Source organism: Pseudoalteromonas sp. ECSMB14103, from assembly GCF_000813065.1.
Lineage (GTDB): Bacteria > Pseudomonadota > Gammaproteobacteria > Enterobacterales > Alteromonadaceae > Pseudoalteromonas > Pseudoalteromonas marina.
In genome coordinates this window covers 12,090-38,220 of sequence record NZ_JWGY01000013.1, presented here as the reverse complement: position 1 = coordinate 38,220, position 26,131 = coordinate 12,090, and the positions used below count along the sequence as shown (strand labels likewise).

General features: G+C 41.2%; 28 protein-coding genes and 2 pseudogenes. 10 read left to right on the top strand and 20 right to left on the bottom strand.

Features of this window, described 5'->3' with window-relative positions; translation table 11 throughout:
• Window positions 1-5: 5 nt before the first annotated feature.
• The 6 genes from RF53_RS16990 to RF53_RS16965 all read right to left on the bottom strand — a co-directional run bounded on the left by RF53_RS16990 (window position 6) and on the right by RF53_RS16965 (window position 4,239).
• On the bottom strand, window positions 6-278 hold the full coding sequence (locus RF53_RS16990) for an STAS domain-containing protein (protein WP_039038358.1): 273 nt from the start codon (window positions 276-278) through the stop codon (window positions 6-8).
• A gap of 174 nt (window positions 279-452) precedes the next feature.
• On the bottom strand, window positions 453-1,064 hold the full coding sequence (locus tag RF53_RS16985) for an SCO family protein (protein WP_039038357.1): 612 nt from the start codon (window positions 1,062-1,064) through the stop codon (window positions 453-455).
• Complete coding sequence (gene cyoE / locus RF53_RS16980) at window positions 1,061-1,990, bottom strand: heme o synthase (protein ID WP_006793782.1); 930 nt, start codon at window positions 1,988-1,990, stop codon at window positions 1,061-1,063. Before cyoE ends, RF53_RS16985 begins: the two co-directional genes overlap by 4 nt.
• A 12-nt stretch (window positions 1,991-2,002) precedes the next feature.
• Window positions 2,003-2,992: a COX15/CtaA family protein gene (locus RF53_RS16975; protein ID WP_010557761.1), complete on the bottom strand. Its 990-nt coding sequence runs from the start codon at window positions 2,990-2,992 to the stop codon at window positions 2,003-2,005.
• A 22-nt stretch (window positions 2,993-3,014) separates the two neighbouring features.
• Window positions 3,015-3,509, bottom strand: a complete 495-nt coding sequence (locus tag RF53_RS16970) for a hypothetical protein (RefSeq protein ID WP_006793780.1) — start codon at window positions 3,507-3,509, stop codon at window positions 3,015-3,017.
• Window positions 3,499-4,239 (bottom strand): SURF1 family protein, encoded by a 741-nt coding sequence (locus RF53_RS16965; RefSeq protein WP_033025338.1) that lies wholly within the window; start codon window positions 4,237-4,239, stop codon window positions 3,499-3,501. Before RF53_RS16965 ends, RF53_RS16970 begins: the two co-directional genes overlap by 11 nt.
• A 14-nt stretch (window positions 4,240-4,253) precedes the next feature.
• Between RF53_RS16965 and RF53_RS19700 the strand changes: the two genes are divergently transcribed.
• Window positions 4,254-4,565 (top strand): DUF2909 domain-containing protein, encoded by a 312-nt coding sequence (locus tag RF53_RS19700; RefSeq protein WP_074210162.1) that lies wholly within the window; start codon window positions 4,254-4,256, stop codon window positions 4,563-4,565.
• Here RF53_RS19700 and RF53_RS16960 read toward each other — a convergent pair.
• The 5 genes from RF53_RS16960 to lexA all read right to left on the bottom strand — a co-directional run bounded on the left by RF53_RS16960 (window position 4,465) and on the right by lexA (window position 9,673).
• The gene (locus RF53_RS16960) at window positions 4,465-5,340 is read right to left on the bottom strand and encodes a cytochrome c oxidase subunit 3 (protein ID WP_006793777.1); all 876 of its coding nucleotides are present in this window, start codon (window positions 5,338-5,340) and stop codon (window positions 4,465-4,467) included. The genes RF53_RS19700 and RF53_RS16960 overlap by 101 nt on opposite strands.
• Window positions 5,341-5,375: 35 nt before the next feature.
• Window positions 5,376-5,906 carry a cytochrome c oxidase assembly protein gene (locus tag RF53_RS16955; RefSeq protein ID WP_010557765.1) on the bottom strand — a complete coding sequence of 177 codons (531 nt, stop codon included), beginning with the start codon at window positions 5,904-5,906 and terminating at the stop codon, window positions 5,376-5,378.
• A complete protein-coding gene (gene ctaD / locus RF53_RS16950; RefSeq protein WP_006793775.1) occupies window positions 5,906-7,498 on the bottom strand; it encodes a cytochrome c oxidase subunit I in 1,593 nt (530 codons plus the stop codon). The genes RF53_RS16955 and ctaD overlap by 1 nt, the downstream gene beginning before the upstream one ends.
• On the bottom strand, window positions 7,498-8,640 hold the full coding sequence (coxB, locus tag RF53_RS16945) for a cytochrome c oxidase subunit II (protein ID WP_006793774.1): 1,143 nt from the start codon (window positions 8,638-8,640) through the stop codon (window positions 7,498-7,500). Before coxB ends, ctaD begins: the two co-directional genes overlap by 1 nt.
• Before the next feature lie 415 nt (window positions 8,641-9,055).
• Window positions 9,056-9,673 carry a transcriptional repressor LexA gene (lexA, locus tag RF53_RS16940; protein ID WP_006793773.1) on the bottom strand — a complete coding sequence of 206 codons (618 nt, stop codon included), beginning with the start codon at window positions 9,671-9,673 and terminating at the stop codon, window positions 9,056-9,058.
• 176 nt (window positions 9,674-9,849) lie between these two features.
• Here lexA and RF53_RS16935 point away from each other — a divergent pair, with 176 nt between their 5' ends.
• On the top strand, window positions 9,850-10,293 hold the full coding sequence (locus tag RF53_RS16935; protein ID WP_039038356.1) for a PaaI family thioesterase: 444 nt from the start codon (window positions 9,850-9,852) through the stop codon (window positions 10,291-10,293).
• A gap of 1 nt (window position 10,294) precedes the next feature.
• On the opposite strand, the gene RF53_RS16930 is transcribed toward RF53_RS16935, so the two are convergent.
• Window positions 10,295-10,675, bottom strand: coding sequence for a hypothetical protein (locus RF53_RS16930; RefSeq protein WP_006793771.1), 381 nt, complete (start codon window positions 10,673-10,675; stop codon window positions 10,295-10,297).
• 246 nt (window positions 10,676-10,921) lie between these two features.
• On the opposite strand from RF53_RS16930, the pseudogene RF53_RS16925 reads away from it, so the two are divergent.
• From RF53_RS16925 to RF53_RS16910, 4 genes and pseudogenes are all read left to right on the top strand, one after another.
• Window positions 10,922-11,392 (top strand): annotated as a pseudogene (locus tag RF53_RS16925) (hypothetical protein); the annotation flags it as partial.
• A gap of 1 nt (window position 11,393) precedes the next feature.
• A pseudogene (locus RF53_RS16920) lies at window positions 11,394-11,843 on the top strand (endonuclease); the annotation flags it as partial.
• Window positions 11,844-11,989: 146 nt separating this feature from the next.
• The gene (locus RF53_RS16915) at window positions 11,990-13,606 is read left to right on the top strand and encodes a S41 family peptidase (protein ID WP_006793768.1); all 1,617 of its coding nucleotides are present in this window, start codon (window positions 11,990-11,992) and stop codon (window positions 13,604-13,606) included.
• Complete coding sequence (locus RF53_RS16910; RefSeq protein ID WP_006793767.1) at window positions 13,606-13,977, top strand: hypothetical protein; 372 nt, start codon at window positions 13,606-13,608, stop codon at window positions 13,975-13,977. Before RF53_RS16915 ends, RF53_RS16910 begins: the two co-directional genes overlap by 1 nt.
• A 108-nt stretch (window positions 13,978-14,085) precedes the next feature.
• On the opposite strand, the gene RF53_RS16905 is transcribed toward RF53_RS16910, so the two are convergent.
• Window positions 14,086-14,979 carry a LysR family transcriptional regulator gene (locus tag RF53_RS16905; RefSeq protein WP_039038355.1) on the bottom strand — a complete coding sequence of 298 codons (894 nt, stop codon included), beginning with the start codon at window positions 14,977-14,979 and terminating at the stop codon, window positions 14,086-14,088.
• A 118-nt stretch (window positions 14,980-15,097) separates the two neighbouring features.
• Between RF53_RS16905 and RF53_RS16900 the strand changes: the two genes are divergently transcribed.
• Window positions 15,098-15,664, top strand: a complete 567-nt coding sequence (locus RF53_RS16900) for an NADPH-dependent FMN reductase (RefSeq protein WP_006793765.1) — start codon at window positions 15,098-15,100, stop codon at window positions 15,662-15,664.
• Window positions 15,665-15,675: 11 nt separating this feature from the next.
• Here the strand turns inward: RF53_RS16900 and RF53_RS16895 are convergent, their stop codons facing one another.
• Entirely contained in the window at window positions 15,676-16,122 is a 447-nt protein-coding gene (locus RF53_RS16895) for a tellurite resistance TerB family protein (protein ID WP_008129052.1), read from the bottom strand.
• 97 nt (window positions 16,123-16,219) lie between these two features.
• On the opposite strand from RF53_RS16895, the gene RF53_RS16890 reads away from it, so the two are divergent.
• Complete coding sequence (locus RF53_RS16890) at window positions 16,220-16,582, top strand: hypothetical protein (RefSeq protein WP_008129050.1); 363 nt, start codon at window positions 16,220-16,222, stop codon at window positions 16,580-16,582.
• 5 nt (window positions 16,583-16,587) lie between these two features.
• Here the strand turns inward: RF53_RS16890 and RF53_RS16885 are convergent, their stop codons facing one another.
• Window positions 16,588-17,181, bottom strand: a complete 594-nt coding sequence (locus RF53_RS16885; RefSeq protein ID WP_039038354.1) for a hypothetical protein — start codon at window positions 17,179-17,181, stop codon at window positions 16,588-16,590.
• Window positions 17,182-17,558: 377 nt separating this feature from the next.
• On the opposite strand from RF53_RS16885, the gene RF53_RS16880 reads away from it, so the two are divergent.
• Window positions 17,559-19,067 carry a DUF3360 family protein gene (locus RF53_RS16880; protein ID WP_039038353.1) on the top strand — a complete coding sequence of 503 codons (1,509 nt, stop codon included), beginning with the start codon at window positions 17,559-17,561 and terminating at the stop codon, window positions 19,065-19,067.
• 82 nt (window positions 19,068-19,149) lie between these two features.
• On the opposite strand, the gene leuD is transcribed toward RF53_RS16880, so the two are convergent.
• The 5 genes from leuD to fabR form a co-directional block, all read right to left on the bottom strand.
• Complete coding sequence (gene leuD, locus RF53_RS16875; protein WP_039038352.1) at window positions 19,150-19,749, bottom strand: 3-isopropylmalate dehydratase small subunit; 600 nt, start codon at window positions 19,747-19,749, stop codon at window positions 19,150-19,152.
• On the bottom strand, window positions 19,749-21,149 hold the full coding sequence (leuC, locus tag RF53_RS16870; protein ID WP_039038351.1) for a 3-isopropylmalate dehydratase large subunit: 1,401 nt from the start codon (window positions 21,147-21,149) through the stop codon (window positions 19,749-19,751). The genes leuD and leuC overlap by 1 nt, the downstream gene beginning before the upstream one ends.
• A 55-nt stretch (window positions 21,150-21,204) precedes the next feature.
• On the bottom strand, window positions 21,205-22,281 hold the full coding sequence (leuB, locus tag RF53_RS16865) for a 3-isopropylmalate dehydrogenase (protein WP_006793757.1): 1,077 nt from the start codon (window positions 22,279-22,281) through the stop codon (window positions 21,205-21,207).
• Window positions 22,278-23,831, bottom strand: coding sequence for a 2-isopropylmalate synthase (gene leuA, locus RF53_RS16860; RefSeq protein WP_010557777.1), 1,554 nt, complete (start codon window positions 23,829-23,831; stop codon window positions 22,278-22,280). Before leuA ends, leuB begins: the two co-directional genes overlap by 4 nt.
• A 412-nt stretch (window positions 23,832-24,243) precedes the next feature.
• A complete protein-coding gene (fabR, locus tag RF53_RS16855) occupies window positions 24,244-24,858 on the bottom strand; it encodes an HTH-type transcriptional repressor FabR (RefSeq protein WP_039038350.1) in 615 nt (204 codons plus the stop codon).
• A 126-nt stretch (window positions 24,859-24,984) separates the two neighbouring features.
• On the opposite strand from fabR, the gene RF53_RS16850 reads away from it, so the two are divergent.
• Entirely contained in the window at window positions 24,985-26,118 is a 1,134-nt protein-coding gene (locus tag RF53_RS16850) for an acyl-CoA desaturase (RefSeq protein WP_039038397.1), read from the top strand.
• Window positions 26,119-26,131 lie beyond the last annotated feature (13 nt).

Below are 26,131 nucleotides of genomic sequence, written 5' to 3'. Positions count from 1 at the left end.
AACCTCTAACTATTTCTTTCGATTGTTAAATAATGACCTAAGCCAAGCTGATTAATGGTATGTGCTAATGCTGCACTATTGCCGACCCATATAATTTTGTGTTGGATGGTAAGTAAGTGTTTTTGAAGCGCACATAACAGCTGAATAGATGCAGTATCTGCAGACACTACATCGCTAATATCAAGACTTATATCGTCGTTGCTATTGAGTTCTTGTAGTAAGTCTTGGTGGAGCGTTTCAACTTGGGTAATCACAAGTTCGCTTGGAAGTTTTAACATTTAAAATTGTGTAATCCCTTTCATTTCAATTCATAACAAAAGCTTAGCTCTAGTTACTAAAATTGCCATAAAAGGGTCAAAAAAAAATTTAATAAATTTATAAACAGGAATGAAAAAACAAAAAAGGGAGCCTAAAGCCCCCTTAAAATACGTGAAAATTTAAAAAGTCAGTTTTTAGTAGTAGTTTGCAATAACTTTAAACTCTTGCGTTAATTGAGTTGAATTAATAAGCGGCACACTGCCTTGCTTAAACTCAGGTTTGAAAATAGCTCTTAGCGCTCCTGTATCATCAACCAACGCAACTGATGCGCTATGATCAACCGCATAATCAGCTTTTGTTGTATCACTAATTGCGTAAATGAGGCCAAGCTCTCTTACTACTGGAAAAAGATCTTTGTGCTCCCCTGAAACAGCCAAAAAATTGGGGTTAAAGTAATCTATATATTGTTTTCGTTTTTCTGCTGTATCTCTGTTTGGATCGACCGACACAAACCATATTTGTAATGGGTAATCAGCTTCCAGCTCTTTATAAACTGCGTTTAACTTAGCCAATGTTAACGGGCATATATCGGGACAACTTGTGTATCCTAAAAACACTAAATTCCATTGCCCTTTAAATTGCGCTTTTGTCACTGGTTCGCCGTGCTGATTTTTTAACGTAAAATCCGAAAGTGATTTAGCGTTTTCATAAACAAGTGCATTTAAATTTTGAGGATCGTTTTCACTTGAGCACGCTGATAAAAATAAACTTAAAACAACAATTACTAAAAGCCATAACCGTTTCATAAAGGGAGCCATTTATCTATAAATAAGATCACGAAGAGTACCATTAAATGCACTATCGAAAAACGGAATAAATCCATAGCCTTGTCGTTATTAGCTGCAAATTTTAACTTAATGGCTTTGTACATAAACACACTATTTAGCGCACAAGCACCCACTAAATAAATACCTCCTGACATACCAATTAAGTATGGCATCACACACACTAAGGCCAATAAAACTGAGTATGCAACTACACATGTTTTACAAAAGTCGATACCGTGGGTTACCGGCAACATTGGAATTTTTGCACGCTCGTAATCACTTTTTCGGGCAATGGCTAAAGCCCAAAAATGAGGAGGAGTCCAAGTAAATATAATCATAACAAGCAACCACGGCGCTGCTGCCATTTGGTTTGTTTCAGATACCCAACCAAGCAATGGCGGCATCGCTCCAGCAAGTCCGCCTATTACTATATTTTGAGGTGTCGCGCGTTTTAAAAATGACGTATAAATGAAGGCATAACCCACTAATGCAAATAACGTTAATATTGCTGTAAGCGTATTAGCCCACACCATAAGCATGATGAAACCAGCAATACCAATACTTGCCGCAAACGTTAATGCATGTGTTTTACTTAAACGCCCTTTAGCAACAGGGCGATGACGCGTTCTTGCCATTTTAGAGTCTATTTCGCTATCTACTACATGGTTAATAACGGCAGCGGCAGCAGACAACAGGCCTATTCCTAATAGACTAATCATCTGAACGCCTATTCCACGTCCAACATCCGGGGCTAATGCTAATCCAACCCAGGCTGTTAAAACCAACATCGCCACCACTTTAAATTTACTGATGGCTAAGTAATCTTGTAATAGATCGTAAGCACGCAAGCTAAGTGATTGAGTATGTGCAGGCTGTATTGTTTTTTTGTTTATTGTTAGTGCCATTATATTTCTCCTTTATGTGCGTGATTTTAGGTAATAACACAACCTAACCATACTTAATAACAGTATGGCAGCCATTAGGTTATGCGCCAGTGCAACACCCAACGGAAAGTGCCAATGTACCAAAATGAGTCCTAAGCTAATTTGGCAAAATAAAGTAACCAATACTGCTATTACGCAGCTTTTAATTTTTTGAGAGTAAGCGTGACTGTAAATTTTCCACATAATAAGCGCCAAAACTATGCAGGTTACTAATGCCCAAATACGGTGTAATAAGTGAATAGACATTCTTGCTTGTTGTGAAAGCACACCAAACTCGTAGTTGCTGTGCTCAAGCGGTAACTGAAAAACACTCCTCAGTGAAAAAGGCTGAGCGTAATCACACAAGGGTAAACCATTACAGTGTGGTGCTGCGTAATTAGCCGCAAGCCAGCCGCCAAGCGCTATTTGTAAAATCAGCACAAAAAGAGCAATCAAACTTATTCCATAATACCGCTTAGCCCCCGCATCTCCGCCCATAATGGGTTTTGCTGTTAACCTTAAATACAGCAATGTAATTAGCGATAAAATACTAAAACCACCCAATAAATGCCCCATCACAATAAGTGGTTGCAGATTCATAGTGACAGTCCACATACCTAAGGCAGCTTGAAACACAACAAGTAATAGCAATAAAGATGTGAGCTTTAATGGTGTAGTTGGAAATTGACGCTTTAAAAAAGCAACAATAAACAGCGCTAAAATCATCAATCCTAAGGTGCCCGCAAAATACCTATGAATCATTTCTTTCCAGGCTTTTGCTTTTTCAAACACCATATCAGGGTAGCTTTGTGTTGCTAAAGCAATATCAGCTTCATGTTTAGGAACCGTTAAAAAGCCATAACACCCGGGCCAATCTGGGCAACCCAGCCCTGCATCACTCAAACGAGTGTATGCACCCAGTGCAACAACAACTAAAGCAAAAAGTCCGGTCAATAAAACCCAATTCTTATAATTTTTGTACATCTTTAACCTCACACTAAACGGATTAGCTTGAACGAGAATAATTAAGTAGTTTTTTTAAATCCTTTAATAGCCCTTTTTGAACTAAGCGGTTTTCTTGAGGCTTTGCTTTGTATGGGTACTCAAGTACCACAAGCCCCATATGATCAATTAAATACAAACTTGCGGGGGTCAAGCTTGCTTGCTGGGCCATTTTTTTCCACGGTAAGTCAGCTTGTGAAGGACTTCCCATAACAGCCATATCTACCTTTCCTTGATTTTTACCAAGCGCTATATACAAATTATTAAGCGCCTCAAGTTGCTCGTTACATGACGCACTGCACTCACTCGAATAATTAAGTGCTATAGTCCATTGTTTAGGATTATTTTGTTGCCAGTTTTCTAGTTTTATCTCTTCATTTAGAAATTCACCGTGATTTGTAACCGCACTAGGTAACCAATCGAATTTGAGCGCGCTATAGGCTAAAAACAAAGGGATAGCACAACAGGTTACAAACAATAAAAGGGGTTTATTTTTCATTTTTATTCCTTTTTTTACTCGCAAAAATGGCTACAACAACACATGCAAAGGCGATTAAAAACCACTGCACCGCATAGGCGTTATGTTTTTGTGGGCTCATTACAACCGCTTCGTAATGCGGTATCGCAATTTCATCACCCTCACCTTGGCGGTAAGCCATAAAGTTAACCAATGGGAAATTAGTGTGTGATTGTATAAAGCTTAAGTCGATTGATTGAATGCGTTTGGGCAAATCACCACTCGAGGTCTTATCTTCTAGGGTAAAACTACTGAGGTTATTCTCTTTAATTTGTGCTTTGACCGTAAACTCACCTTGGGGCATAACTACTGCAGGTAAAATATCCCGTGATAGCGGGGCTCTCACCCAACCTAAATTAACCAATACTGCACGCATATCATTATTTGGTTTTAACAGGGCGAGTAGGTCGTAACCCACTTGTCCGTTATATACTTGATTATCTAACAACCAGTAATGTTCGCTTAAAAGTGTCCCTTTAAGCTCGACTAGTACACCGGTTTTATTCCACTGCTTTGGTAAATTAAGCAACTGCGACCAACTCATAACACCATGAGTTTGTATTTGAGCAATAGCAGTGAGCTGTTGCTGTTTTTTTTCACCTCGTTCTAATTGCCAAAAACCTAGGCGCACACATACCAGCACGACAACCACAACCATGCAAATTGTGATTATTGAACTAAGCTTTTGTTTGTGCCTTAAAACTACTTGCATAAAGGGTCAACTCAGTGATTATTAAAATTATTATTGTACTGTTGTTAATGTTTATACTTTTTAACTTATTTAGAGCGCTATTTATTATGGTGTCTGGGAAAACAAACGGGCGACCTATGTCTCACTTTTTAGGACGCCGAGTGTTGTTTTCGGTTGTTGTATTAGTGGTCGCAATCGCAGCAGTTAAGCTTGGTTATATAAAGGCAAATAGCTCGCCGATCAACGTTACAGCACATATACAAACACAAATAAACACAGCCATACCACATCAACAAAATGCCAATACCAAGCAGCAGCTTGAAACGCAAAGTGCTTTTCTTTGGTAAAATGACCTTTTAATATTCGTATTAAAATAACAAATAAAAGTATGGCTCCGAGTGTGACATGCATGCCATGAAAGCCTGTAAGCAAAAAGAATGTATTACCGTACACACCGGCATCTAATGTTAAATTTAAGTCATTGTATGCATGAACGTATTCCTCTACCTGCAATGCTAAAAAGCACACGCCTAATAACACCGTAAGTCCTAAAAACACTTTCAGTGGTTTACGTTTGTTGTTTTCCATTGCAACATGGGCAAAATGTAACGTGACCGATGAAGCGATTAAAATTAACGTATTGATTAATGGTAGGCCTTGCCACCCCATAGCTTGGGTTGTGTCACCGGAAGGTGTAACAACCAAAGGCCACATAGCTTCAAAGGTAGGCCACAACACTTCATTAGTCATAGCATTGTTACCCGCGCCCCCCAACCAGGGCACCGAAATCATACGTGCATAAAATAACGCACCAAAAAAGGCCATAAAAAACATAACCTCAGAAAAAATGAACCAGCTCATGCCTTGTCGAAAAGAACGATCCATTTGTGCTGAGTACAACCCTTGGCCTGACTCGTGAATAACATTTTTAAACCAGCCAAATAACATATATAAAAGAACGGCTATACCGGCATAAAGTAAATAAACACCGCTCCCCCCTTCCTTGCCAACTTCCATAACTGTTAAGCCTGCGCCTACGGCGATAAAAAACAACGCAACCGCTCCTACAATGGGCCACGGGCTTTGCTCTGGTACGTAATAATGCTCATGTTCTTGATTCATTTTACTTGCTCCTAGTTTCGCACTAGTGTTTGTTGCTAGTTATTACTGGCAACTAGTTGCTCACTAATATCAAATACGGTGTAAGACAAAGTTAGCTCTTCAACATCACTTGGAAGCGCTGTATCAACATAAAAAAGCAATTTAAATTCGAGCTCTTCCCCCGCTTTTAGGGGTTGTTGATCAAAGCAAAAGCAGGCCATTTTGTGTAAATATTTTGCCGCTTTGCCTGGTGAAACAGACGGTACTGCCTGCATAACTTTATCGAGTTCACTACTATTTTTTGCGCTAAAAACGACTTCTCGCATTTCTCCGGGTTTCACAACCACACTGTACTCTTTTGATTTCACCTCAAAAGGTGCACCGCTTTGTGCATGAGTTGTAAAACTCACGCTAACGTCCCTTGTTTGCTCAATCACGCTACTTTGCTGCGCTTGCTCTAACGATGGCTTACCATTTAGCCCGGTTAAGTCACAAAACACGTCGTATAACGGCACTAAGGCAAACGCAAACGCAAACATACCTATGCTGATAATAATCAAGCGTTTAAGGAGCGGTGCGTGGGTCATTATTTAATTTCCGGTGGTGTTGAAAAGGTATGGTAAGGCGCAGGGGATTCAACTTCCCACTCTAACCCTTCAGCGCCATCCCATACTTTTGCAGGGACTTTTTCGCCGCCTCTTGCACATTTAAAGACAACCACTACAAACAACAGCTGAGATAAACCAAATGCAAAACCACCAATACTTATAATTGCGTTGAAGTCTGCAAATTGCAGTGCATAATCAGGAATACGACGAGGCATACCAGCCAAACCCACAAAATGCATTGGAAAAAACAGCACATTTACACTGACTAACGACAACCAAAAATGCCACTTAGCCAGCGTGATATTAAACATATTGCCAGTCCATTTTGGCAGCCAGTAATAAGCACCGGCCATGATTGAAAATACCGCCCCTGTCACTAATACATAATGAAAATGAGCCACTACAAAATAAGTGTCGTGGTATTGAAAATCAGCGGGAGTAATAGCAAGCATCAACCCTGAAAAACCACCTAATGTGAACAGCACTATAAAAGCAATACTGAACATCATAGGGACTTCAAAGCTAATAGAACCGCGCCACATGGTGGCTACCCAATTAAATACTTTCACGCCGGTAGGTACCGATATCAGCATTGTGGAGTACATAAAAAATAGCTCTGCAGCTACCGGCATACCGGTGGTAAACATGTGATGCGCCCACACAATAAAGCTTAGTAATGCTATAGATGACGTGGCATAAACCATAGATGCATAGCCAAATAGCTTTTTACGCGAAAAAGTAGGCACTATGGTTGAAATGATACCAAACGCTGGCAAAATCATGATGTAAACTTCGGGGTGACCAAAAAACCAAAATATATGCTGGAACATCACCGGATCGCCACCGCCGGCAGCGTCAAAAAAGCTAGTCGCAAAATATTTATCGGTTAAAACCATGGTCACCGCCCCTGCCAAAACGGGCATAACAGCAATGAGTAAAAATGCCGTTATTAGCCATGTCCATACAAACAGGGGAAGTTTCATCCACGTCATGCCAGGTGCACGCAAATTAACTATAGTCACAACCACATTAATAGCACCCATAATTGAGCTAATACCCATTATGTGCACCGCAAATACAAACAAGGCAGTATTGTCGTTACTGTATGTGGTTGAAAGCGGAGCATAGAAGGTCCAGCCAAAAGCAGGACCTCCTCCAGGCATAAATAAAGAAGCAAGCAAAATTAAGAATGCGAAAGGTAAGATCCAAAAGCTCCAGTTATTCATTCTAGGTAATGCCATATCTGGCGCACCTATCATTAACGGTATCATCCAATTGGCTAATCCCGTAAAGGCAGGCATAACGGCGCCAAACACCATTATTAAACCGTGAACTGTAGTCATTTGATTAAAAAAGTGGGGATCGACCAACTGCAACCCTGGCTGAAATAATTCGGCCCTGATCACCATAGCCATGGCGCCACCAATTAAAAACATGGTCAACGAAAATATTAAATATAAACTGCCAATATCTTTATGATTTGTTGTATAAAGCCAGCGCTTAAAGCCTTTAGCTGGATGATGAGCATGATGCGCTTCATTGGCGTTTGGTTGTTCTGCTATGCTACTCATTAGTTAGCCTCCACGTCGGCATCAAGTGCTGCTTGAATCTCACTAGGCTGAATAACATCACCGGTATCGTTACCCCATGCATTTCGCTTGTAAGTAATAACCGCAGCCAATTGTTTTATAGATAACTGCTTGGCAAATGATTGCATTGCCGTACCTGGGCTCCCATGGATAAGTATGTCTATATGACCTTTGATATCGCCAAGTACAATTGGGCTGCCTTTTAGAGCCGGAAATACGCCCGGTAGCCCTAACCCTGTAGGTTGATGACATGCTGCACAACTTGCCATGTATACTTGAGCGCCCAGCTCCATTAGCTCTTCTTTAGGTAATGTTTGATCAAGTAAAGCGGCATCAGCTAAAGCTGCTTGTTGCTTAGCTTGTTTAGCATCGGCCAACCATACTTTAAAGTCAGCCTCAGATTTGGCCTCTACCACAACGGGCATAAACCCGTGATCCTTACCGCACAGCTCGGCACACTGACCCCGGTAAATGCCTTCTTCGTTTATGTTGGTCCATGTTTCGTTAATAAAGCCTGGGTTGGCGTCTTTTTTAACGGCAAAGTCTGGTACCCACCAAGAGTGGATAACATCATCTGAGGTCATTAAAAAACGAATTTTTTGATTAATTGGCAGTACGAGGGGTTTGTCTACCTCAAGTAAATAATTTGGGTTTTTATCAGCTAAATTAGTTATTTCATCCTGAGGAGTTGCAAGCATTGAGTAAAACTCTACATCTTCTCCCATATATTCATAATGCCATTTCCACTGTGAACCTGTAACTTTAATTGTTAAGTCGGCTTTACTGGCATCTTCCATAGCGATTAAGGTTTTTGTAGCTGGCACTGCCATTGCAATTAAAATAACAAATGGAATGGCGGTCCAAAGAATTTCTACTTTGGTGCTTTCGTGGAATTGAGCGGGAACCGCTCCTTTAGATTTGCGATGATGAATGAGTGCCCAAAGCATAATGGCAAACACTATTATCCCAATCACACAACATATAAAAAATATGGTCATGTGTAATTCGTAAACATTTTCACTTATATCTGTAACGCCCTTACGCATATTAAATTGGCTATTTGCCAAGGCTAACTGCGGAAAAACACACAATATAAGCCACAAGGTACAACTAAGTTTACCCATGTGACGACTCCTTTGATGCTGTTGCTAGTGCAAAGCGAAGAGGCATACGGCTTAAACGCCAATTCGTTATTTTTATTTTTTTATTAATGCCGTTTTATTTATAAAAATTGGCATTCACTGCGCTAGCAAAAGTTTATTGTGTGTGCTCAAAACTTAAAAGCGATGAGTATTGCCAGCGTCAGCTTATTAACAATTAGTTAATATTTAACCACCATGCAAGTTTTTTGTATTAAAAACAAACAATAAATATATAAAAAGTAGAGAGTTGACTTAGTTGAACATAGAAGAAAATGGCTCAAATCGAGAGGTGGTAAGGGCTAAGGATGAAATGAAAGAGTGTGAATAAAAAAAAAACAAAATTTTAAAAATAAAAAAAGCGCACCAAAAAAGTGCGCTTTTTATAAAATAAGAAAAACTACATCCAGTCCGCGTTACGAATTACACCCACTGCTAAGCCTTCAATGTTGAACGACTCAGTTTCAAGATCGACCTTAATTGGTGCAAACTCGTCATTTTCGGCATGAAGCAACACCTGACGACCCGCTTTTTCAATGCGTTTTACGGTTACATCGTCATCAACACGGGCAACCACAACTTGACCATTTTCAGCCACTTGTGTTTTATGCACAGCAAGTAAATCGCCATCCATAATGCCTATATCTTTCATACTCATACCATTTACGCGCAGTAAAAAGTCGGCAGCTGGTTTAAACATTAATGGGTCAATTTTACAGTGGCTTTCAACATGTTCTTGCGCCAAAATAGGTGAACCTGCCGCAACTCGGCCAATAAGCGGTAAACCTAATTGTTCTGGCTCCTCTTCTTCAACAAGTTGAATTCCACGGCTTGCGCCAGGTTTCATTTTAATCACCCCTTTTTTGGCAAGGGCTTTTAAATGTTCCTCAGCGGCATTTGCACTTTTAAACCCTAACGTTTGTGCTATTTCGGCACGTGTAGGCGGCATACCAGTGTCTTTAATAAACACTTTAATTAATTCGAGTATTTGAGCTTGGCGTTTAGTTAATGGGCGCATACAACTGGTTTTCCATACAGTACATTTAACTGTGAGTATATACAGTTAAATAAAAATCGCAAATTTAAATTATCCGTTCAAATAGCTAAATTACTTCCTTACGTGTACATTTTAGAGGCTTTATAAAATAGCCTATAAAAATAGTAACTTGCTACAATAAATTTAAAGGAATCTATATGAGTATTTGGCATCAACCCATTACATTAGCATTGTGTAAACAATTGGACGAAGGCATTAATGGCCAAGGGACGCTAATGAAAACCATGGGGATAGAAATAACAGAGATAGGCGACGATTACTTAGTAGCAACTATGCCTGCAATCCCTGCACACCATAACCCTATTGGCATGGTTCATGGCGGCGCAAACGTTGTACTCGCCGAAACCGTAGCGAGCTATGCTGCTAATTTTGTGGTTGATTTCACAAAGTTTTACTGTGTTGGGCAAGAAATAAGTGCAAGCCATTTAAAGGCTTCTCGCAATGGTACATTAACAGCAACAGCACGCGCATTTCATATTGGAAAACGAAGCTCTGTTTGGGAAATAAAAATCACAAACAGCCGCAACGAGCTGTGCTGCGTATCGAAAATGACCGCAGCCGTTGTTGAGCGAAAGACGTAAGTTATTTTTCGAGAGGGTAAATTGTTATTTCCATACCCGCGCCAATAGCAGATATACGCAGTAGTGTATCTGCATGTAAAGCTTGATTAAAACATTTTGGCGACGTGCCTGACTCAAACCCTATATCAAACGTTCTACGTGAGCAGCTTAACCATTGCTTTAATGCATTGCGTGAACATGACTCAATAAGCTCACATATATGGTTTATTGCTTTGTCTGGTGATTTTACATCGCCAGCTACCTCAATACGTGCTAATTGACGGTATTCGTCTTTGTCATAATGTAAAATCGTTGCGACTTTTTTTAGGTCGGCCACCAGCACACTAATATCTTGTTTTGACTCAAGCTCTAGATCTACATTTAAAAATTGAATTTCCGACATTGTCTCGTATTTATCCTCTAATGGTTACCATGCAAACTTTAACGCAGTTTTACCTTTATACCAAATCAACACCCTATAAATAGACGTTTTATATGGTAATACTCTTATTTTAGAGTGCGATTGCTACTTACAATTGGCGCTATTGTGCTGAAACGCTATTTTAATGCACTAGTGCGACATTTTGTCGCACTCACCTTGCTCAACCATCGCGTAAAATGTTTTGTAAAAATAATAAGATAAACACACATGAAAAAAATTTTTAAACCAGCACGTAAACTTCATAAATGGTTGGGCTATTTATTAGGAATACAAATACTAGCTTGGTTGCTTGGCGGTTTGGTTATGAGTGCTATTCCGCTTGAAAAAGTACATGGTAAACACTTAGCAACACGCACCCTGGCTAACCCCTTTAAAAGCAGCGATTACGTCGCATCAATTGATAATATTGTTTCACAAGTAACTAATCCGACTAAGATAACCTTTGCGCATTTTTTATCTACCCCACTTATAACTGTAACCAGTGAAGGCAACCCTCAAAGTTTTAATGGCATGACTGGGCAACCATTCAAAGCCCCCAACAAACAGCAAATAATTGCTAATGCACACGCGCATTTACTTATTGATGCTCAACCAGTAAGTACAACTTTATTAGGTTTAGGGCCAAGAGAAAGCGGTTATAAAAAAGATGTATGGAAAGTACAATTTAACGATACATTGTAATACATTTACCCGCTCAGGCAAAGTAAACAAGCGCGCTTTACGTATTGAATGGGAGCATATTGTATCGGCATGGGAGTTTGGGCATCAACTACAATGTTGGCAAAATGGTGGGCGGAAAAACTGTCGTAAAGTCAGCGAAAAATTTCGAAAAATGGAAGCTGATATAAATAACTTAGCCCCCGCAATTGGCGAAATAAATGCTGACCGCTCTAATTATCGTTTTGGCATGCTAGGTGGAGCCGCGACTCAATACGGCCAATGCGATGTAAAAGTAAACTTTAAGCAACGTGTTGTTGAGCCACCATTTTATGCCCGTAAAAAAATTGCCGACGCCTATGCTTACATGCAAAAAACCTATGGTTTAAAAATTTCAAAACAACAACAAAAACTTTTTAATGCGTGGCAAAAGCAAGACCTAGCACTAAAAAGCACTATACAAAAAATGTAATGATATTCCCGCTAATAAGCGAACTTAAAATACTGCTTTACCAATAAAAAATGACACAATTATTTACATAAAGAAAAAGCAAAACGTTGAATAAATAATCAGGTGTTGTAGTATTTTAAACAACTTATTTACAGGAAGTACCGAATATGTTTAAAAACAACACTCTATCGCTTGCAATTATTAGCGCGCTCTCAGTTTTTGCTTTAACAGGTTGTGGTGGAGGCGGAGGTAGCAACACTACACCAGCGCCTGTCACGCCACCTACAAGTAGCACACCGACATGGACTGCCGGTGTATTTGAACCTTCAGACGAACTCAAAAACTTTTGCGAAAACCCACGTACAGGTAACGACCCGTTTAATAATAATGAGCCTTACCCTGACCAAGCTGGTTCAGCCTTATACGAAAAACTATGGCTTCGCTCATGGAGCGACGAAACATACCTGTGGTATGACGAAATAGCCGATAACGACCCTGAATCGTTCGATACCGTCGCTGACTATTTTGCTCAACTAAAAACCGAAGAGCTAACCGATTCAGGCGCTAAAAAAGATAACTTTCATTTTTCAGAACCCTCTGAAGATTACTTCCAAGAAGCACAATCGGGCGTTACCTCTGGTTATGGTATTAACTGGGCATTTATTGGTGATTCAGCCGATAGAATTTTACGTGTTGCTTACCTTGAAGATGACTCACCAGCAAGCCAAATTGGCTTTCAACGAGGCGATACCGTACTTGAAGTGGATGGCGTAAGTATTAATACCAATACCCAAGCCGGGATTGATACTTTAAACGAAGGCTTATTTAGCCCAACCAACGGTGATTCGCATACAATTGTTGTTCGCAGTAACGACGGCACGGAAAAAACATTTAACGTCACAGCGGGTAACATTGAGCAAACGCCTGTTCAAAATGTAAAAACGATTGTAACAAGCAATAACACGCGCGTTGGTTATATGCAGTTTAATAGCCATATAGGTATTGCCCAAGAGGGCCTAATTGATGCAGTAAATAAATTTAGAACCGATAACGTAGACGAACTCGTTATTGATTTTAGATACAACGGCGGTGGTTTATTAGCGCTGTCTGCGCAGCTAGCGTATATGGTGGCAGGAAGTGCCAATGTACAAAACCGCTTTTACTATCAAACGCAACAAAATGATAAACAGCCTGTCGATTCTCCATTTCCGTTTATTGACGAAGAAATAGATTACTCAACGTTTTTTAGTACTGGCGATAAATTACCTGATTTAAACTTATCTAAAGTGTATGTACTAAGTACATCAGGTACCTGTTCAGCCTCTGAAGCATTTATTAATGGCTTAAAGGGAATAGATGCAGAGGTGGTACTTATTGGCGACACAACCTGTGGTAAACCATACGGATTTACGCCTACACACAACTGTGGAACAACCTACTACACCATTCAATTTAGTGGCGTTAACAGTAAAGGCTTTGGCGAATATGCCGCAGGCTTTACCCCAACACCAACACCACAATTTAATGCCGATGTACAAGGGTGTGTTGTTAGTGATGACTTTGATAATCAACTTGGTGATAGCAACGAAGGGTTACTATCTACAGCACTTTTTCATATAGATAATAACGGCGAGTGCCCAATCACAACAACGGTCGCTAATAGTAAAGTAGATGTACCAAGCTTTGCTGCAACGGGCGAAAAACTGCAGCCTTTAAACGCACCAAATGATCTTACCCGCGGTAACATGGACCTTACATGGCCTACGTTGTCTAAGGAGCAATAATGGTAAAGTTACTGGCGGTACTCACTGTATTAATAAGTATAGGAGGGTGTAATAGTATGAGTAATGCCGTTGCAAAGCCTGCGCTATTAACAGAGGTTAACCCAGGCGTTATAACTGTGCTGCAACAGGCAATAATAAAAGCTAAAGGCGGTACGCTTGTTACACTGGCCGACACCGTTTTTACGAAACGCAGTGAGCTTTTACTAAGCCATGGTACAAGTAAAGATCCCAATGGTATGCCCATTATGGGCGCGCATAATATCAAGTCAGAAAAGTTTGTTTTGCAAATTATTGGCGAGCAATGCGTGCTGTATTACCCTAAAAAAGATCTCACTATTGAGCTTAAAAACGTAAGTTGTAAAGCACAGTAATTTAAAAACTAAAAAGGCGTACAACTTGTTGTTGTACGCCTTTTCATTGTAAAACTGTTTAAATGCTAATTGCCAAAAAATAACTCGATCGGGAGCCCTTCAATTTTTTTACTTAGCAAGTTTATTAAAATGCGCCTTTAATAAGCCTGCAAAAGCTTGTACTTTCGCGGTGCGATGCACTAAATGGTGGGTCACTAACCACACATCGGTGGGCCAATTTAATTCATTATGTAGCACAGGAACCAAATCGCTATATTGCGCTGCTACATCATGTTGTAAACCACCAATCCCTAAGCCTTTAATAATCGCGCGTGTAGCCTCGGCAGTTTCTGATACACGTAATTTGATTTGCGATGCAGGAATGTTTTCGTCTGCCCAAGCAAAATAAGGTACCCGCGCATTATATCCCGCCACTCCGGATACAAAATTATGCTGCAATAAATCACCTAGTGATTTAGGCATGCCATGCTTTGTAATGTAGCGTTTGTTAGCATATAAACCCGATGTAAGCTTTGCTAAGTGCTGAGCTATGTAATCCCCTTCATCAGGTTTAGGCCCTGCACGAAGCGCAATATGTGCTTGCCCGTGATCGAGCCGCAAGCGTTTTTGCTCCAAAATAACTTCAAGCTGCACTTGTGGGTGTAATGCCTGAAATTGCTCACATACATCACCCATAACATCAATAAACCCACTCACCGTAGTAAGTAATAAACTTCCGCGTAAAGTACTGTCGGCAGCGGCAATATCGTTATGTAGCTGTTCGAGCGAGGTATCTATAGTTTGCGCTGTCGCAAATAATTTAGCGCCTATTTCGGTTACCTTGTAACCACGAGCATGGCGATGAAACAAGCGCGTATCTAGGTTTTTTTCAAGGCTATTAATTCGTCTTAGTACTGTACTATGGTGCACATTTAGTGCCTCTGCTGCAGCTGTAAGCGTGCCAAGCCGCGCCACTTCAAAGGCCACTTTTACGTCTTGCCAGTCATCAAATTTTATTGCCATGCGATCTGCCTTTACTTGTGTGCATATACGCACATAAGTGTTGCGTTTATTTGGGTTTTCTACAAGTAAAAGTTTGCTACATTAGGTATGTAACTTAAAACATAAAAAGGCCAAACTCATGTCAGCACCAAAAATTATCGCGCTTGCGGGCAGCTTACGCAAAGAAAGCTTTAATCAAAAACTTATTAATGAAGCAGCACGTTTTGCTCTGCAAACAGGCGCTGAAGTAGAAGTTATTCAGTTAAACGAGTTAGATATTCCACTATTTAACGAGGACATTGAAGCACAAGGCACACCCGCTGATGCACAACGTTTAAAAGACAAACTTCGCTCTGCAGATGGTATTTTACTGGCAAGCCCAGAGTATAACGGCTCGATCACTGCGCCATTGAAAAACGCTATAGATTGGGCGTCACGCACTGAGCAAGGTGCAGTACCGGCGTTTCGTAATAAAGTTGTGGCCTTATTTGCTACTTCACCGGGTGGATTAGGAGGTTTACGCGGTTTAAACCACGTACGTGATATTTTAAGCGGCATTGGTTCGTTAGTGCTTGCCGACCAACTTGCTGTACCGTCTGCGTTTTCTGTTTTTGATGACAATGGCCAAATTAGCGACCCAGAAGTAGCTGATAAAGTATCTTCGCTTGCTCATCAATTAGTCAGTGTTGCAAGCAAATTAAAGTAACCTTATACGCTTTACTTTTGCTTTGTCGCCGCTATTTTTGCGGCGATAAAATCAACATGCGTTACATATAATAGACCCGCTATTTTACGTATTACGTACTCTTCTTGTGGGTCTATTTCACCGTCTGCGTAGGCTAAACGCCACAGCAATTCTATTATCTCTATTCGCTCTGCCGCACTGCAATGCTCATTAATCTGTTTTGAAAACTGAAAGTAATCAATTGCACCATCTAAGCTACTTGCTGCATTGGTAGTGAGTTCTTCAACCTCAGAATCTGTTAAATTAAAATACTTTTTTAAGGTTACAGTCAGGGTGTGTTGTTCATCATGGTCGAGCTTGGTATCTGCACGCATCACTTCAATTAGCAACGCTGCTACCGCTGTTTTTAAATCGTGTGGCTCTATACTTGGCGCTGGATCATCGAATGCTGTAAAAAGCTGTTTTATTTGTTTGAACATCACATTATCTCTTTTGGGTGTTAGACTTAACGTACATAAACCGAACTTGTATGAGTATTTAATGGGTATTAAGTTCGCAAATTAAAGGATACATTTTATGAAAGGGTTATATTCACCGCGCTTTATCATTAGTTGCGTACTGGTGGGCCTTTCGAATACAGGCACTGCACTGGCCGACACCGTCGAAAAAGAAAAATCATACGACTTTGATAACAAAGTTCATTATTATCAAACCAAAATTGACAACAGCAATTATAAAATAGAAATACAATCAGACGATTACAAACACTTTGCTAATCAAAGTATGTTTTTACTGCGCCATGCAGACAGGTTATGCCGTGGCAACACCTTTATGTTAAAAGTGCTTGAAGGCGTGCAAGAGTACGAACGTTTTCCTACTAAACCACGCGCTTATCAACCACCTTTAACGGTTTTATTGCAATGCGAAGAGCCTGAATAATAAGCTTACTCTTCGTATCCCCATGGTGCAGCCGGTGGCGTAATAGGTTTAGTTAAATCAAAGTCCACCTTAAACTCGCGCCCTTGGCGAATTAACCGATACGTAAATACCTCAGGATAAATATACATTTGCCATGTATTACCTGCCGACTGTGCAATACCTTGTGCTACAAATAATTCTTTAGAGTATTGATCGGCCGGGAAAGACTGCATTTGTGCAAAACCCGCATCAAGTGTATGACCGCCATACATAGTAGATACGTCGTCTGTGCCATCTTTATGGCGATGATCATGCTTTAAGCTCAAACCACTGCCCGTTTTAGTAATGATCCACGTACGCGATGCATCATCACCCACATGAAATGGCACTTGCAGCTCGCTATCTGTGCATTTACGAACATGCATAACTAACTTTTTATTATCAAATGAGCTTGGGCCTTTTGCGTTATCTACGCTTACTTTGCCCTCAAACGCTTTCCCACAATACGCTGCTATATTATTAAAAAATTCATCGTGTGTTGGTATAGATACCAAAGGCGCAGGGCGCGCAATAGCGGCTGATGAAGCAAGTAATAACGTTGCTGCCGTTAATAATTTCATAAAGTACTCTTATAATAGTTTTTTAATACCATAGCGGTTTAAGTTAATAATAGGAAGTAGCTGCGACAAGTGGCTAAAAACAGCTGAATATAAGTAATCTCTTTGTTATTAGACTAATGGCTTATATTGTAAAAAGCTGCAATAAATTTACTTTCACCCTATACAGAAAAAACATAACAATCTGATTAACAATGAATTTTATTGATTGTTTTTAACTATACATAAATGATTGTTGGTATATTGACTTCCTTTTTCTTCATACACGACCTTTTGCCTATACATTCCTGAGTAAAAGCTGATCTACCCTGCCCCTTCACTATTCATTTGCTTTAACAAAAGCCGTATTAGTAAATAAGCAACGAGTAACAGGAGGGACTATGTCAGTAACCCCAAAGGGTCACAACTCAGATCACAAAAGTACATTGCACGACAATACCAACAGCTATCAAAACAACCATAAACCCAGTTCAGAGTTTAATACCCGCGACGAATACCTAGAGCACGAGCTACAAATTATGCAGCCTAAGCGCTGGCGGCCTAATTTACCTTTTAGAGACTACCGCTTTGAATTTGAAGACACGATTCCAGCCATGGCGGGCACTATTGGTAAAGTGGTTATGGTGGGTGCTATTGCCGCTACATTTGCAGCGCCACTAGGTTTAAGCGATGCGTTTGTGTTAGAGAACGTACGCTATGAATTACTGATTGTTTCTATTTTTATTATTTTGTTTTCGGGCATTATTTTACCTACCGCTAACTTAGCGGGTACTCATGGCCCACTTATTCCACTTATTCCTATTGTGGTTGCCGCTGGCGGCCATCCTATGGCGTTTGGCTTACTGATTGGTGCCTTTGGCTTTATTTTAGCCATAACCAAAGGAGGGAGCTTGCTGGCACGCTTAACGAGTAAAGGCGTGTGCGGGGGCTTACTTATATATTTAGGCTTTATTGGCACAATTTCGCAGGTTAAAAAACTGTTTGCATGGGCTGAGGCCATTGATATGGCGCACATTGCGTTTATTGTTATTTTGGCGACCATTTTATTGTATGCGTTACTTGAGCACTTTAAAAAGCGCTGGTTAGCTGTGCCGCTTAGCTGCCTTATTGGCGGTGTGGTTGCATTTGCACTCGGTGCGCCGTTTGAATTTAATACCGCGCCGGGCTTACCAAATATGAACCCAGCTTATTGGTGGGGCGAAAACACAGGTTGGATGCTGGGCCTACCAACGCTTGAAAGCTTTGTGGTTGTGCTGCCGTTTGCGGTATTGGCTGTAGCTATGTGGTCACCGGATTTTTTAGGGCATCAAGTTTTTCAAAAAATTAGTTACCCGCAACGCACTGAAAAAGTTCAAATGAACATAGACGACACCATGCTAAGCGCATCGGTTAGACAAACCTTTGGCTCGCTGGCCGGTGGTGCTAACTTTACCTCATCGTGGGGGACTTACATTGTTCCTGCCGCTATTGCTAAACGCCCTATTCCGGCGGGCGCCATTTTAACAGCCGTATTTTGTATTGTTGCGGGTTTATGGGGCTACCCAATGGATTTAGCCATATGGCAACCCGTGCTTTGTGTTGCGCTTATTGTTGGTGTGTTTATTCCGCTGCTTGAGGCCGGTATGGAAATGACGCGCGAAGGTAAAACAACGCAATCGGCCGCTATTGTGGTATTTGCCTCAAGCTTGGTTAACCCTGCTTTTGGTTGGTCTCTAACTATGCTGCTTGATAACTTAGGCTTAATTGGCTGTAAAGAACGCAGTGCTAACTTAACCAAAATGAGCCGCTGGGTTATCCCGCTCATTATGTTTGTAGTTTTAACTACGGTAATGGCTATTGTTGGTATGCTGCCAGGCATACCCGCGCTAATGGCAGATTTTAGACATTAATAATTAGAAAACTTAAACATAAAAAAGCGCGGCTTATATACTCAGCCGCGCTTTGTTTTCATATGTAATTAATTGCTTTTCGTTACTGCCAAGGGCGCTCAGCAGCAAGTTGTTTTTCAAACGCATCAATTTGTGGATTTAGCGTTTCGGTCACACCAATAAAGTCTAAGCCACTTAATAAACGCTCTTTTACGTCTTTACGAATATCAAAACTAATTGGCGCAAATTTATCGCTTGATAGTGTTTGGTTTTCAAGATCGATTTGAATGTTTATATCGTCGTGTTGCTCACTAAGTACAAACAATTGCTCAAGCGTATCAGCCGGAAGCGCAATGGCTAGCATTTGGTTGTTGCCACAGTTATTAAAGAAAATATCGGCAAAGCTTTCCGCTAAAATTACTTCAAAACCATATTGCTTAAGCGCCCACGGTGCATGCTCACGTGATGAGCCACAACCAAAGTTATCACGCGTTAATAATATTTGCGCACCTTGGTAGCATGGGCGGTTTAAAATAAAATCAGGATTTGGTTCGCCGTTTTCTAGGTAACGCCAATCGTAAAATAGTGCTGCATCAAAACCATCACGGCTAGTTGATGTTAAAAACTGCTTTGGGATAATTTGGTCTGTATCTACATTGTTTTTATCAAGTGGGGCCATTAAGCCACTAAAAAATACGCTCATTAGGCTTCTCCTCTTATATCAACAAAGTGACCATGTATTGCAGCGGCTGCCGCCATTGCAGGGCTTACTAAATGTGTACGTCCGCCACGACCTTGGCGACCTTCAAAGTTACGGTTAGACGTAGATGCACAGCGTTTGCCCGCCTCTAAGCGGTCGTCGTTCATTGCTAAACACATTGAACAGCCCGGCTCGCGCCACTCAAAACCTGCCGCTTTAAAAATATCGGCTAAGCCTTCGTCTTCGGCTTGCTTTTTAACAAGACCAGAGCCCGGTACAATTAATGCCTCTATGCCAGCTACTACTTGCTTGCCTTCAACAATTTTTGCCGCGGCACGTAAATCTTCAATACGGCTATTTGTACATGAGCCAATAAAGACGGTATCTACTTTCGCGCTTGATAATTTATCGCCCGCTTTTAAGTCCATGTATCTAAGTGCGCTGCGAATAGCGTCGGCTTTAATTAAATCTGGCTCTTGGTCTGGGTCTGGTATGCATTCATCAACACCAATTACTTGCTCTGGGCTTGTACCCCAGGTAATTTGTGGCTGAATGTCGTCAGCTTCAAGCTCAACAACTAAATCAAAGTGTGCACCTTCATCTGTTTTTAATGTTTCCCAATATTCAACTGCTGCATCAAAATCTGCGCCTTTTGGTGCAAACGGACGACCTTTTAAGTAATCATACGTAATTTGATCTGGTGCTATTAAACCCGCTTTAGCACCCATTTCTATGCTCATGTTACATAGCGTCATACGGGCTTCCATTGAAAGTGCTTCAATGCCTTCACCGCAAAATTCAGCTACATAACCTGTACCACCAGCGGTACCTAACTTGCCTATAACCGCCATAATTAAATCTTTAGAAGTTACCGTTGGGCGAAGCACACCGTTAATTTGAATTTTTAACGATTTTGCCTTTTTTTGCTGTAGTGTTTGCGTAGCTAATACGTGCTCAACCTCAGACGTACCAATACCATGTGCTAATGCGCCAAACGCACCATGCGTAGAAGTATGGCTATCACCACATACAATGGTAGTGCCAGGCAGTGTAATACCTTGCTCTGGGCCCATTACATGCACAATACCTTGGTTAATTGAGTTTAAATCGTAAAGTACAATGCCAAACTCTTTACAGTTCGCATCTAGTGCCATTAACTGGTTTTTAGAGACTTCGCTTGCGGCATCAAGTGATCGGCTTTTAGTCGATACGTTATGATCCATTGTTGCAAAGGTTTTTTCTGGGCAACGTACCGTACGGTTTTTTTCACGTAGGCCAGCAAAAGCCTGTGGTGATGTCACCTCGTGTACTAAATGGCGGTCAATATAAAGTAAATCAGTTTGCTCGTTTATGCTGGCAACGGTATGTGCTTGCCAAATTTTGTCGTATAACGTTTGGGCCACTTGCTAATTCCCTACTTTGTTAAGGCGCAGCATAACGGTGCCGCGGCTTTAATAATTAAATACGTGAAACGATGGCAGCTGCCACATCGCTTGTGCTGTATCCACCTTGTGGGTAGATATCTGGCGTGCCAACGCCTGCTTCTACGGCTTCGGCTACGGCTTTTTCAATGGTGCGTGCTGCTTCGTCTTGCCCTAATGAGTAACGTAGCATCAGTGCGGCACTTAAAATTTGTGCAATCGGGTTTGCAACGCCTTTACCTGCAATATCTGGCGCTGAGCCACCAGCAGGTTCGTACAAACCAAAGCCCGATTGATTTAAGCTTGCCGATGGTAATAAGCCCATTGAGCCTGTGATCATCGCACACTCATCTGACAAAATATCACCAAATAAGTTATCGCAAAGTAGCACGTCAAACTGGCTAGGCTGTTTAACTAATTGCATAGCTGCGTTATCTACGTATATGTAATCTAGGCTGACTTCTGGGTAGTCTTTACTTACTTCAGTGACTACTTCACGCCATAATACGCTTGATGCAAGTACGTTGGCTTTATCAACAGAGGTAACATGGTTACTACGTAATTTTGCTGCTTCAAAAGCAAAGCGGGCAATGCGTTCAATTTCTTTACGCGAGTAGTTTTGCGTATCAAATGCAAACTCTTCTTCGCCTTCGCCACCTCGCCCTTTTTCACCAAAGTAAATGCCGCCGGTAAGCTCGCGTACACATAAAATATCAAAGCCTTTTTCGCTAATATCAGCGCGAAGTGGCGACGCTGCACTTAATGCTGGTAATAACTGTGCTGGGCGTAAATTACAAAACAAACCAAAGTGCTTACGAAGCGGTAAAAGCGATGCACGCTCAGGCTGCTCATTTGGTGGAAGGTTTTCCCACTTAGGGCCACCTACTGAGCCAAATAAAATAGCATCAGCGTTTTCGCACGCGCTCAGTGTTTTTGGTGGTAATGCTTCACCAAATTCATCAATGGCTGCACCACCAATAGCATGATGCTCGCGGTTTAGAGTAAAACCAAACTTATTGCTCACAGCATCAAGTACTTGCTCTGCTGCTGCCATTACTTCTGGGCCAATACCGTCGCCTGCTAATACGGCAACGCTGTAGTTTGTTTTACTCATCCTGCTTTCCTTTGTTGTTTTAAATCAGACACTTTTTGTGCACGATAAATTAAGTTGTAAACACGGATCATGGCGCGTACCGACGCTTCTACCACATCCGCAGCAATACCCGCACCGTGGTAAGGGCGGCCATCGTATTTAGCTATAATATTTACTTGGCCTAGCGAGCTTGCGCCTTGGCCTGTCGCTTCTAAGTTGTATTCAATCATTTCAACGCTCATACCGGTTAAGCGCTCAATAGCTGCAAACGACGCCTCTACTGGGCCATTACCTGTTGCGGCTTCTTGTTTAACTTCGCCATCAATCACCATACCAATAGTAGAGCTGGCTACCGATTGCGAGTTAGACGCTGAGTTAACAAACTCTAACTGGTATTTTTCATCTTTGTCGTTAATTTGATTTAAGTAAATCATGGCTTCAAGGTCGTAGTCGTACACCGTGCCTTTTTGATCAGCTAGGGCTAAAAAGCTTTCGTATAGGCTGTCCATATCGTAGTCCGCTTTTTGATACCCTAACTCTTCTAAGCGGTGCTCAATAACATGACGGCCCGAACGCGAAGTCATATTTAATTGGTTGTTTGGTACGCCTACGCTTTCTGGCGACATTATTTCGTAGGTATTTTGTGCTTTTAATACGCCATCTTGGTGAATGCCCGAGCTATGTGCAAAGGCGTTTTCGCCCACAATGGCTTTATTTGGCTGCACTGGCATATTACAAATTTTTGCCACTTGGCGAGATGCGCGATAAATTTCTTCGCTTTTAATATCGGTGTGAACTTTTAAGTGGTCTTTGCGCATTTTCATGATCATCGCCACTTCTTCAAGCGAGCAGTTACCCGCACGCTCACCAATACCATTTATTGTACATTCAATTTGGCGAGCACCGGCTTGTACCGCGGCGACCGAGTTAGCTACAGCTAAACCTAAATCATTATGACAATGTACACTTAAACGCGCTTTATCTATGTTCGGCACATTATTCATTAAATGGCGGATCATCGCGGCGTATTCATCTGGCGTTACAAAGCCAACGGTGTCGGGTAAATTAATAGTAGAGGCACCTGCGTTAATGGCCTGCTCAACAATTTTACATAAATCCCAGTGCGGCGTGCGCCCTGCATCTTCACACGAAAACTCCACATCGTCTGTGTAGTTGCGCGCTAATTTAATTGATTTAACCGCCATGGCCGTAGCGTCATCTAGGCTCATACGTAATTTATGTTCAAGGTGCAAAGGGCTTGTGGCAATAAAAGTATGAATACGGCTTTGCTGTGCTGTGCGAAGTGCCTCACCACAGGCTTCAATATCTTTTGCTACTGAACGTGCTAAGCCACAAATAATTGGGCCTTTTACTTCAGTTGCAATTCGTTGCACCGAGCGAAAGTCAGCAGGGCTGGATACCGGAAAACCCACTTCCATCACATCAACATTCAAACGGCTAATAGTATGCGCTAACTGAATTTTATCATCTTCAGTAAGGCTTGCCTTAAGTGCCTGCTCGCCATCACGTAAAGTGGTATCAAAAATCCATACTTTATCTTTGTCTTGCATAACTGCCCCTCATTCCTATGTTACCCAAATTTCAATTTATCCCAGCCGCGAGATAAAAAAAACCCCGCAATTGCGGGGTTTTTAATGTTCAACTCAATGCAAACACACTAATCCCCGCTTACTTGCCATAGCAGTAAGAGGTTAAGTTTTAGTGTAATTAAACGAATATTTTGCATCTTGTTTCTTGTGTGTGTGTTCAGTGAGGCCTATTTTTAACATTACAGAGAGATCGAAGCAAGCATAAAAATTTCACAAAACAACTTCGCACCATACAATTTTAGATTTTATTATTCAAAAAACTACTGAAAAAGGGATTTTAAAATCAAAAAAAAGCTAAGTCACGCTTAAATTTATAATCTCAACAAGCTGCTCTGCTTATATTAACTTTTTACTATTTTTTAGGCTAAGTTACTTAATTTGTTTCTCTTACATAATGGGTTGCACCACGCGTTATGTAACGCAGCTGCCAAATAACACGCTCAACAAGTTCGTCAAGTTGTTGGCCTTCTATATCTAGCGCCTCTGCGCCGGCATTAAACACCAGTGTTACCATGGCTTCTGATTGAATGTAGGCGTGCATGGCGTCGCACTTGGTTTCGCTTTCTAAATAGTGGGCAAGCTCTAAAATAAAGTGTTTGATTTCGCGTGCGACTGCGGCTCTAAATGCCTTAGATGTGCCAGAGCGCTCACGCAGTAATAACCTAAATTGGTTGCTTGAGCTGTCTATAAATTCCATAAACGTAACAACCGAGGTGTTGATTACACTGCCACCGTCGTTTGCTATGCGTCTTCGGGCTTGGCGCATTAGCTGGCGAAGGGTTAAACCGGCTTCGTCTACCATGGTTAAACCTAGCTCGTTCATGTCTTTAAAATGGCGATAAAACGAGGTGGGCGCAATGCCGGCTTCGCGGGCTACTTCGCGTAAACTTAAATTCGAAAAGCTGTGATCTGCACTTAGCTGATTAAATGCCGCCTGAATTAAGGCTTGTCGTGTTTTTTGTTTCTGTTGCGCTCTAACACCCGACATCAACAACTCCCTGAATAATTTTATATTAATATTTAGTGATAATAGCTCAATTCCCCAGTCTAATACTTGACGGCGAGAGTTTGAAATACTATTTTAGCTTACAGTTGTACGCTGAGATTGAGAATGATGAATAAACCACCGATTATTTGGACAAACGTCCTATTTTTTAGCCTTACCTTTTTAGCGGCTATCACACTTGTTCCTTGGTATGGCATTAGCTACGGATTTACCAGCGCACATTGGATTGCTTTTGTAGCCTGTATGTTTTTTGCGGGCCTATCTATCACAGCCGGTTACCACCGTTTATGGGCACATAAAACGTATAATGCTCATCCTGCTGTTGAATTTATTTTTGCCCTTGGCGGTGCGTTTGCGTTGCAAAACAGCGCTCTGCACTGGAGTAGCGATCACCGTATACACCATGGCCACGTTGACGACCCAATAAAAGACCCTTACGCCGCAACCAATGGCTTTTGGTACAGCCACATTGGCTGGATGTTACGTGACTACCAAGGCGATAGCTACGGTGATTACAGTAATTGTCGTGATTTACAGCGTAATAAAATCGTTATGTGGCAACACAAGCACTACCTAAAACTAGTTATTGCGATGAATGTTGGCCTACCATTGGTACTTGGTTTATTGGTGGGCGACGTGTGGGGTATGCTTATTTTAGCGGGTTTACTGCGTTTAGTATTAAGCCAACACTTTACCTTTTTTATTAACTCGGTGGCTCACATATGGGGTTCGCGCCCATACACTGAAAAAAATACCGCGCGCGATAATGGCTTTTTAGCGTTATTTACTTATGGCGAGGGTTACCATAACTTTCATCATATTTTTGCAAGTGATTACCGTAATGGGATTAAGTGGTTTCATTATGACCCCACTAAATGGATGATTCGCTCTTTAGCTGCTGTTGGTTTAGCCAGTAAATTAAAGCGTACCCCTGTTGAGCGCATAGAAAAAGCTAAAGCCGATACGCTTATGAGCAAAACGCAAACACGCCTTGCAAAATTGCCTTTAGCGCAAGATAGGCTTACATTATTACAACAAGAATACGATTTATTGCTGAAAAAACTGCAGACTTATTGTTCACTTCAAAAACAAGTTTTAGAAGTTAAAAAAAATAATATGGCAAAGCAGTGTGAACGTTCAGCTTTAATGGCACAATATCACGAGCTGGAAGCCGCCTGGGAAAATCAAAAACAGGCATGGCTAGCACTTAATGCGAGGTTATTAAAAGCCTCTTTTAATTAATTTAGGAGTGGCT

What these genes read in the sequence shown, in the direction of transcription:
- RF53_RS16990 (WP_039038358.1), bottom strand. Translation starts at nt 278, where the DNA reads ATGTTAAAACTTCCAAGCGAACTTGTGATTACCCAAGTTGAAACGCTC.
- RF53_RS16985 (WP_039038357.1), bottom strand. Translation starts at nt 1,064, where the DNA reads ATGAAACGGTTATGGCTTTTAGTAATTGTTGTTTTAAGTTTATTTTTA.
- cyoE (WP_006793782.1), bottom strand. Translation starts at nt 1,990, where the DNA reads ATGGCACTAACAATAAACAAAAAAACAATACAGCCTGCACATACTCAA.
- RF53_RS16975 (WP_010557761.1), bottom strand. Translation starts at nt 2,992, where the DNA reads ATGTACAAAAATTATAAGAATTGGGTTTTATTGACCGGACTTTTTGCT.
- RF53_RS16970 (WP_006793780.1), bottom strand. Translation starts at nt 3,509, where the DNA reads ATGAAAAATAAACCCCTTTTATTGTTTGTAACCTGTTGTGCTATCCCT.
- RF53_RS16965 (WP_033025338.1), bottom strand. Translation starts at nt 4,239, where the DNA reads ATGCAAGTAGTTTTAAGGCACAAACAAAAGCTTAGTTCAATAATCACA.
- RF53_RS16960 (WP_006793777.1), bottom strand. Translation starts at nt 5,340, where the DNA reads ATGAATCAAGAACATGAGCATTATTACGTACCAGAGCAAAGCCCGTGG.
- RF53_RS16955 (WP_010557765.1), bottom strand. Translation starts at nt 5,906, where the DNA reads ATGACCCACGCACCGCTCCTTAAACGCTTGATTATTATCAGCATAGGT.
- ctaD (WP_006793775.1), bottom strand. Translation starts at nt 7,498, where the DNA reads ATGAGTAGCATAGCAGAACAACCAAACGCCAATGAAGCGCATCATGCT.
- coxB (WP_006793774.1), bottom strand. Translation starts at nt 8,640, where the DNA reads ATGGGTAAACTTAGTTGTACCTTGTGGCTTATATTGTGTGTTTTTCCG.
- lexA (WP_006793773.1), bottom strand. Translation starts at nt 9,673, where the DNA reads ATGCGCCCATTAACTAAACGCCAAGCTCAAATACTCGAATTAATTAAA.
- RF53_RS16935 (WP_039038356.1), top strand. Translation starts at nt 9,850, where the DNA reads ATGAGTATTTGGCATCAACCCATTACATTAGCATTGTGTAAACAATTG.
- RF53_RS16930 (WP_006793771.1), bottom strand. Translation starts at nt 10,675, where the DNA reads ATGTCGGAAATTCAATTTTTAAATGTAGATCTAGAGCTTGAGTCAAAA.
- RF53_RS16915 (WP_006793768.1), top strand. Translation starts at nt 11,990, where the DNA reads ATGTTTAAAAACAACACTCTATCGCTTGCAATTATTAGCGCGCTCTCA.
- RF53_RS16910 (WP_006793767.1), top strand. Translation starts at nt 13,606, where the DNA reads ATGGTAAAGTTACTGGCGGTACTCACTGTATTAATAAGTATAGGAGGG.
- RF53_RS16905 (WP_039038355.1), bottom strand. Translation starts at nt 14,979, where the DNA reads ATGGCAATAAAATTTGATGACTGGCAAGACGTAAAAGTGGCCTTTGAA.
- RF53_RS16900 (WP_006793765.1), top strand. Translation starts at nt 15,098, where the DNA reads ATGTCAGCACCAAAAATTATCGCGCTTGCGGGCAGCTTACGCAAAGAA.
- RF53_RS16895 (WP_008129052.1), bottom strand. Translation starts at nt 16,122, where the DNA reads ATGTTCAAACAAATAAAACAGCTTTTTACAGCATTCGATGATCCAGCG.
- RF53_RS16890 (WP_008129050.1), top strand. Translation starts at nt 16,220, where the DNA reads ATGAAAGGGTTATATTCACCGCGCTTTATCATTAGTTGCGTACTGGTG.
- RF53_RS16885 (WP_039038354.1), bottom strand. Translation starts at nt 17,181, where the DNA reads ATGAAATTATTAACGGCAGCAACGTTATTACTTGCTTCATCAGCCGCT.
- RF53_RS16880 (WP_039038353.1), top strand. Translation starts at nt 17,559, where the DNA reads ATGTCAGTAACCCCAAAGGGTCACAACTCAGATCACAAAAGTACATTG.
- leuD (WP_039038352.1), bottom strand. Translation starts at nt 19,749, where the DNA reads ATGAGCGTATTTTTTAGTGGCTTAATGGCCCCACTTGATAAAAACAAT.
- leuB (WP_006793757.1), bottom strand. Translation starts at nt 22,281, where the DNA reads ATGAGTAAAACAAACTACAGCGTTGCCGTATTAGCAGGCGACGGTATT.
- leuA (WP_010557777.1), bottom strand. Translation starts at nt 23,831, where the DNA reads ATGCAAGACAAAGATAAAGTATGGATTTTTGATACCACTTTACGTGAT.
- fabR (WP_039038350.1), bottom strand. Translation starts at nt 24,858, where the DNA reads ATGTCGGGTGTTAGAGCGCAACAGAAACAAAAAACACGACAAGCCTTA.
- RF53_RS16850 (WP_039038397.1), top strand. Translation starts at nt 24,985, where the DNA reads ATGAATAAACCACCGATTATTTGGACAAACGTCCTATTTTTTAGCCTT.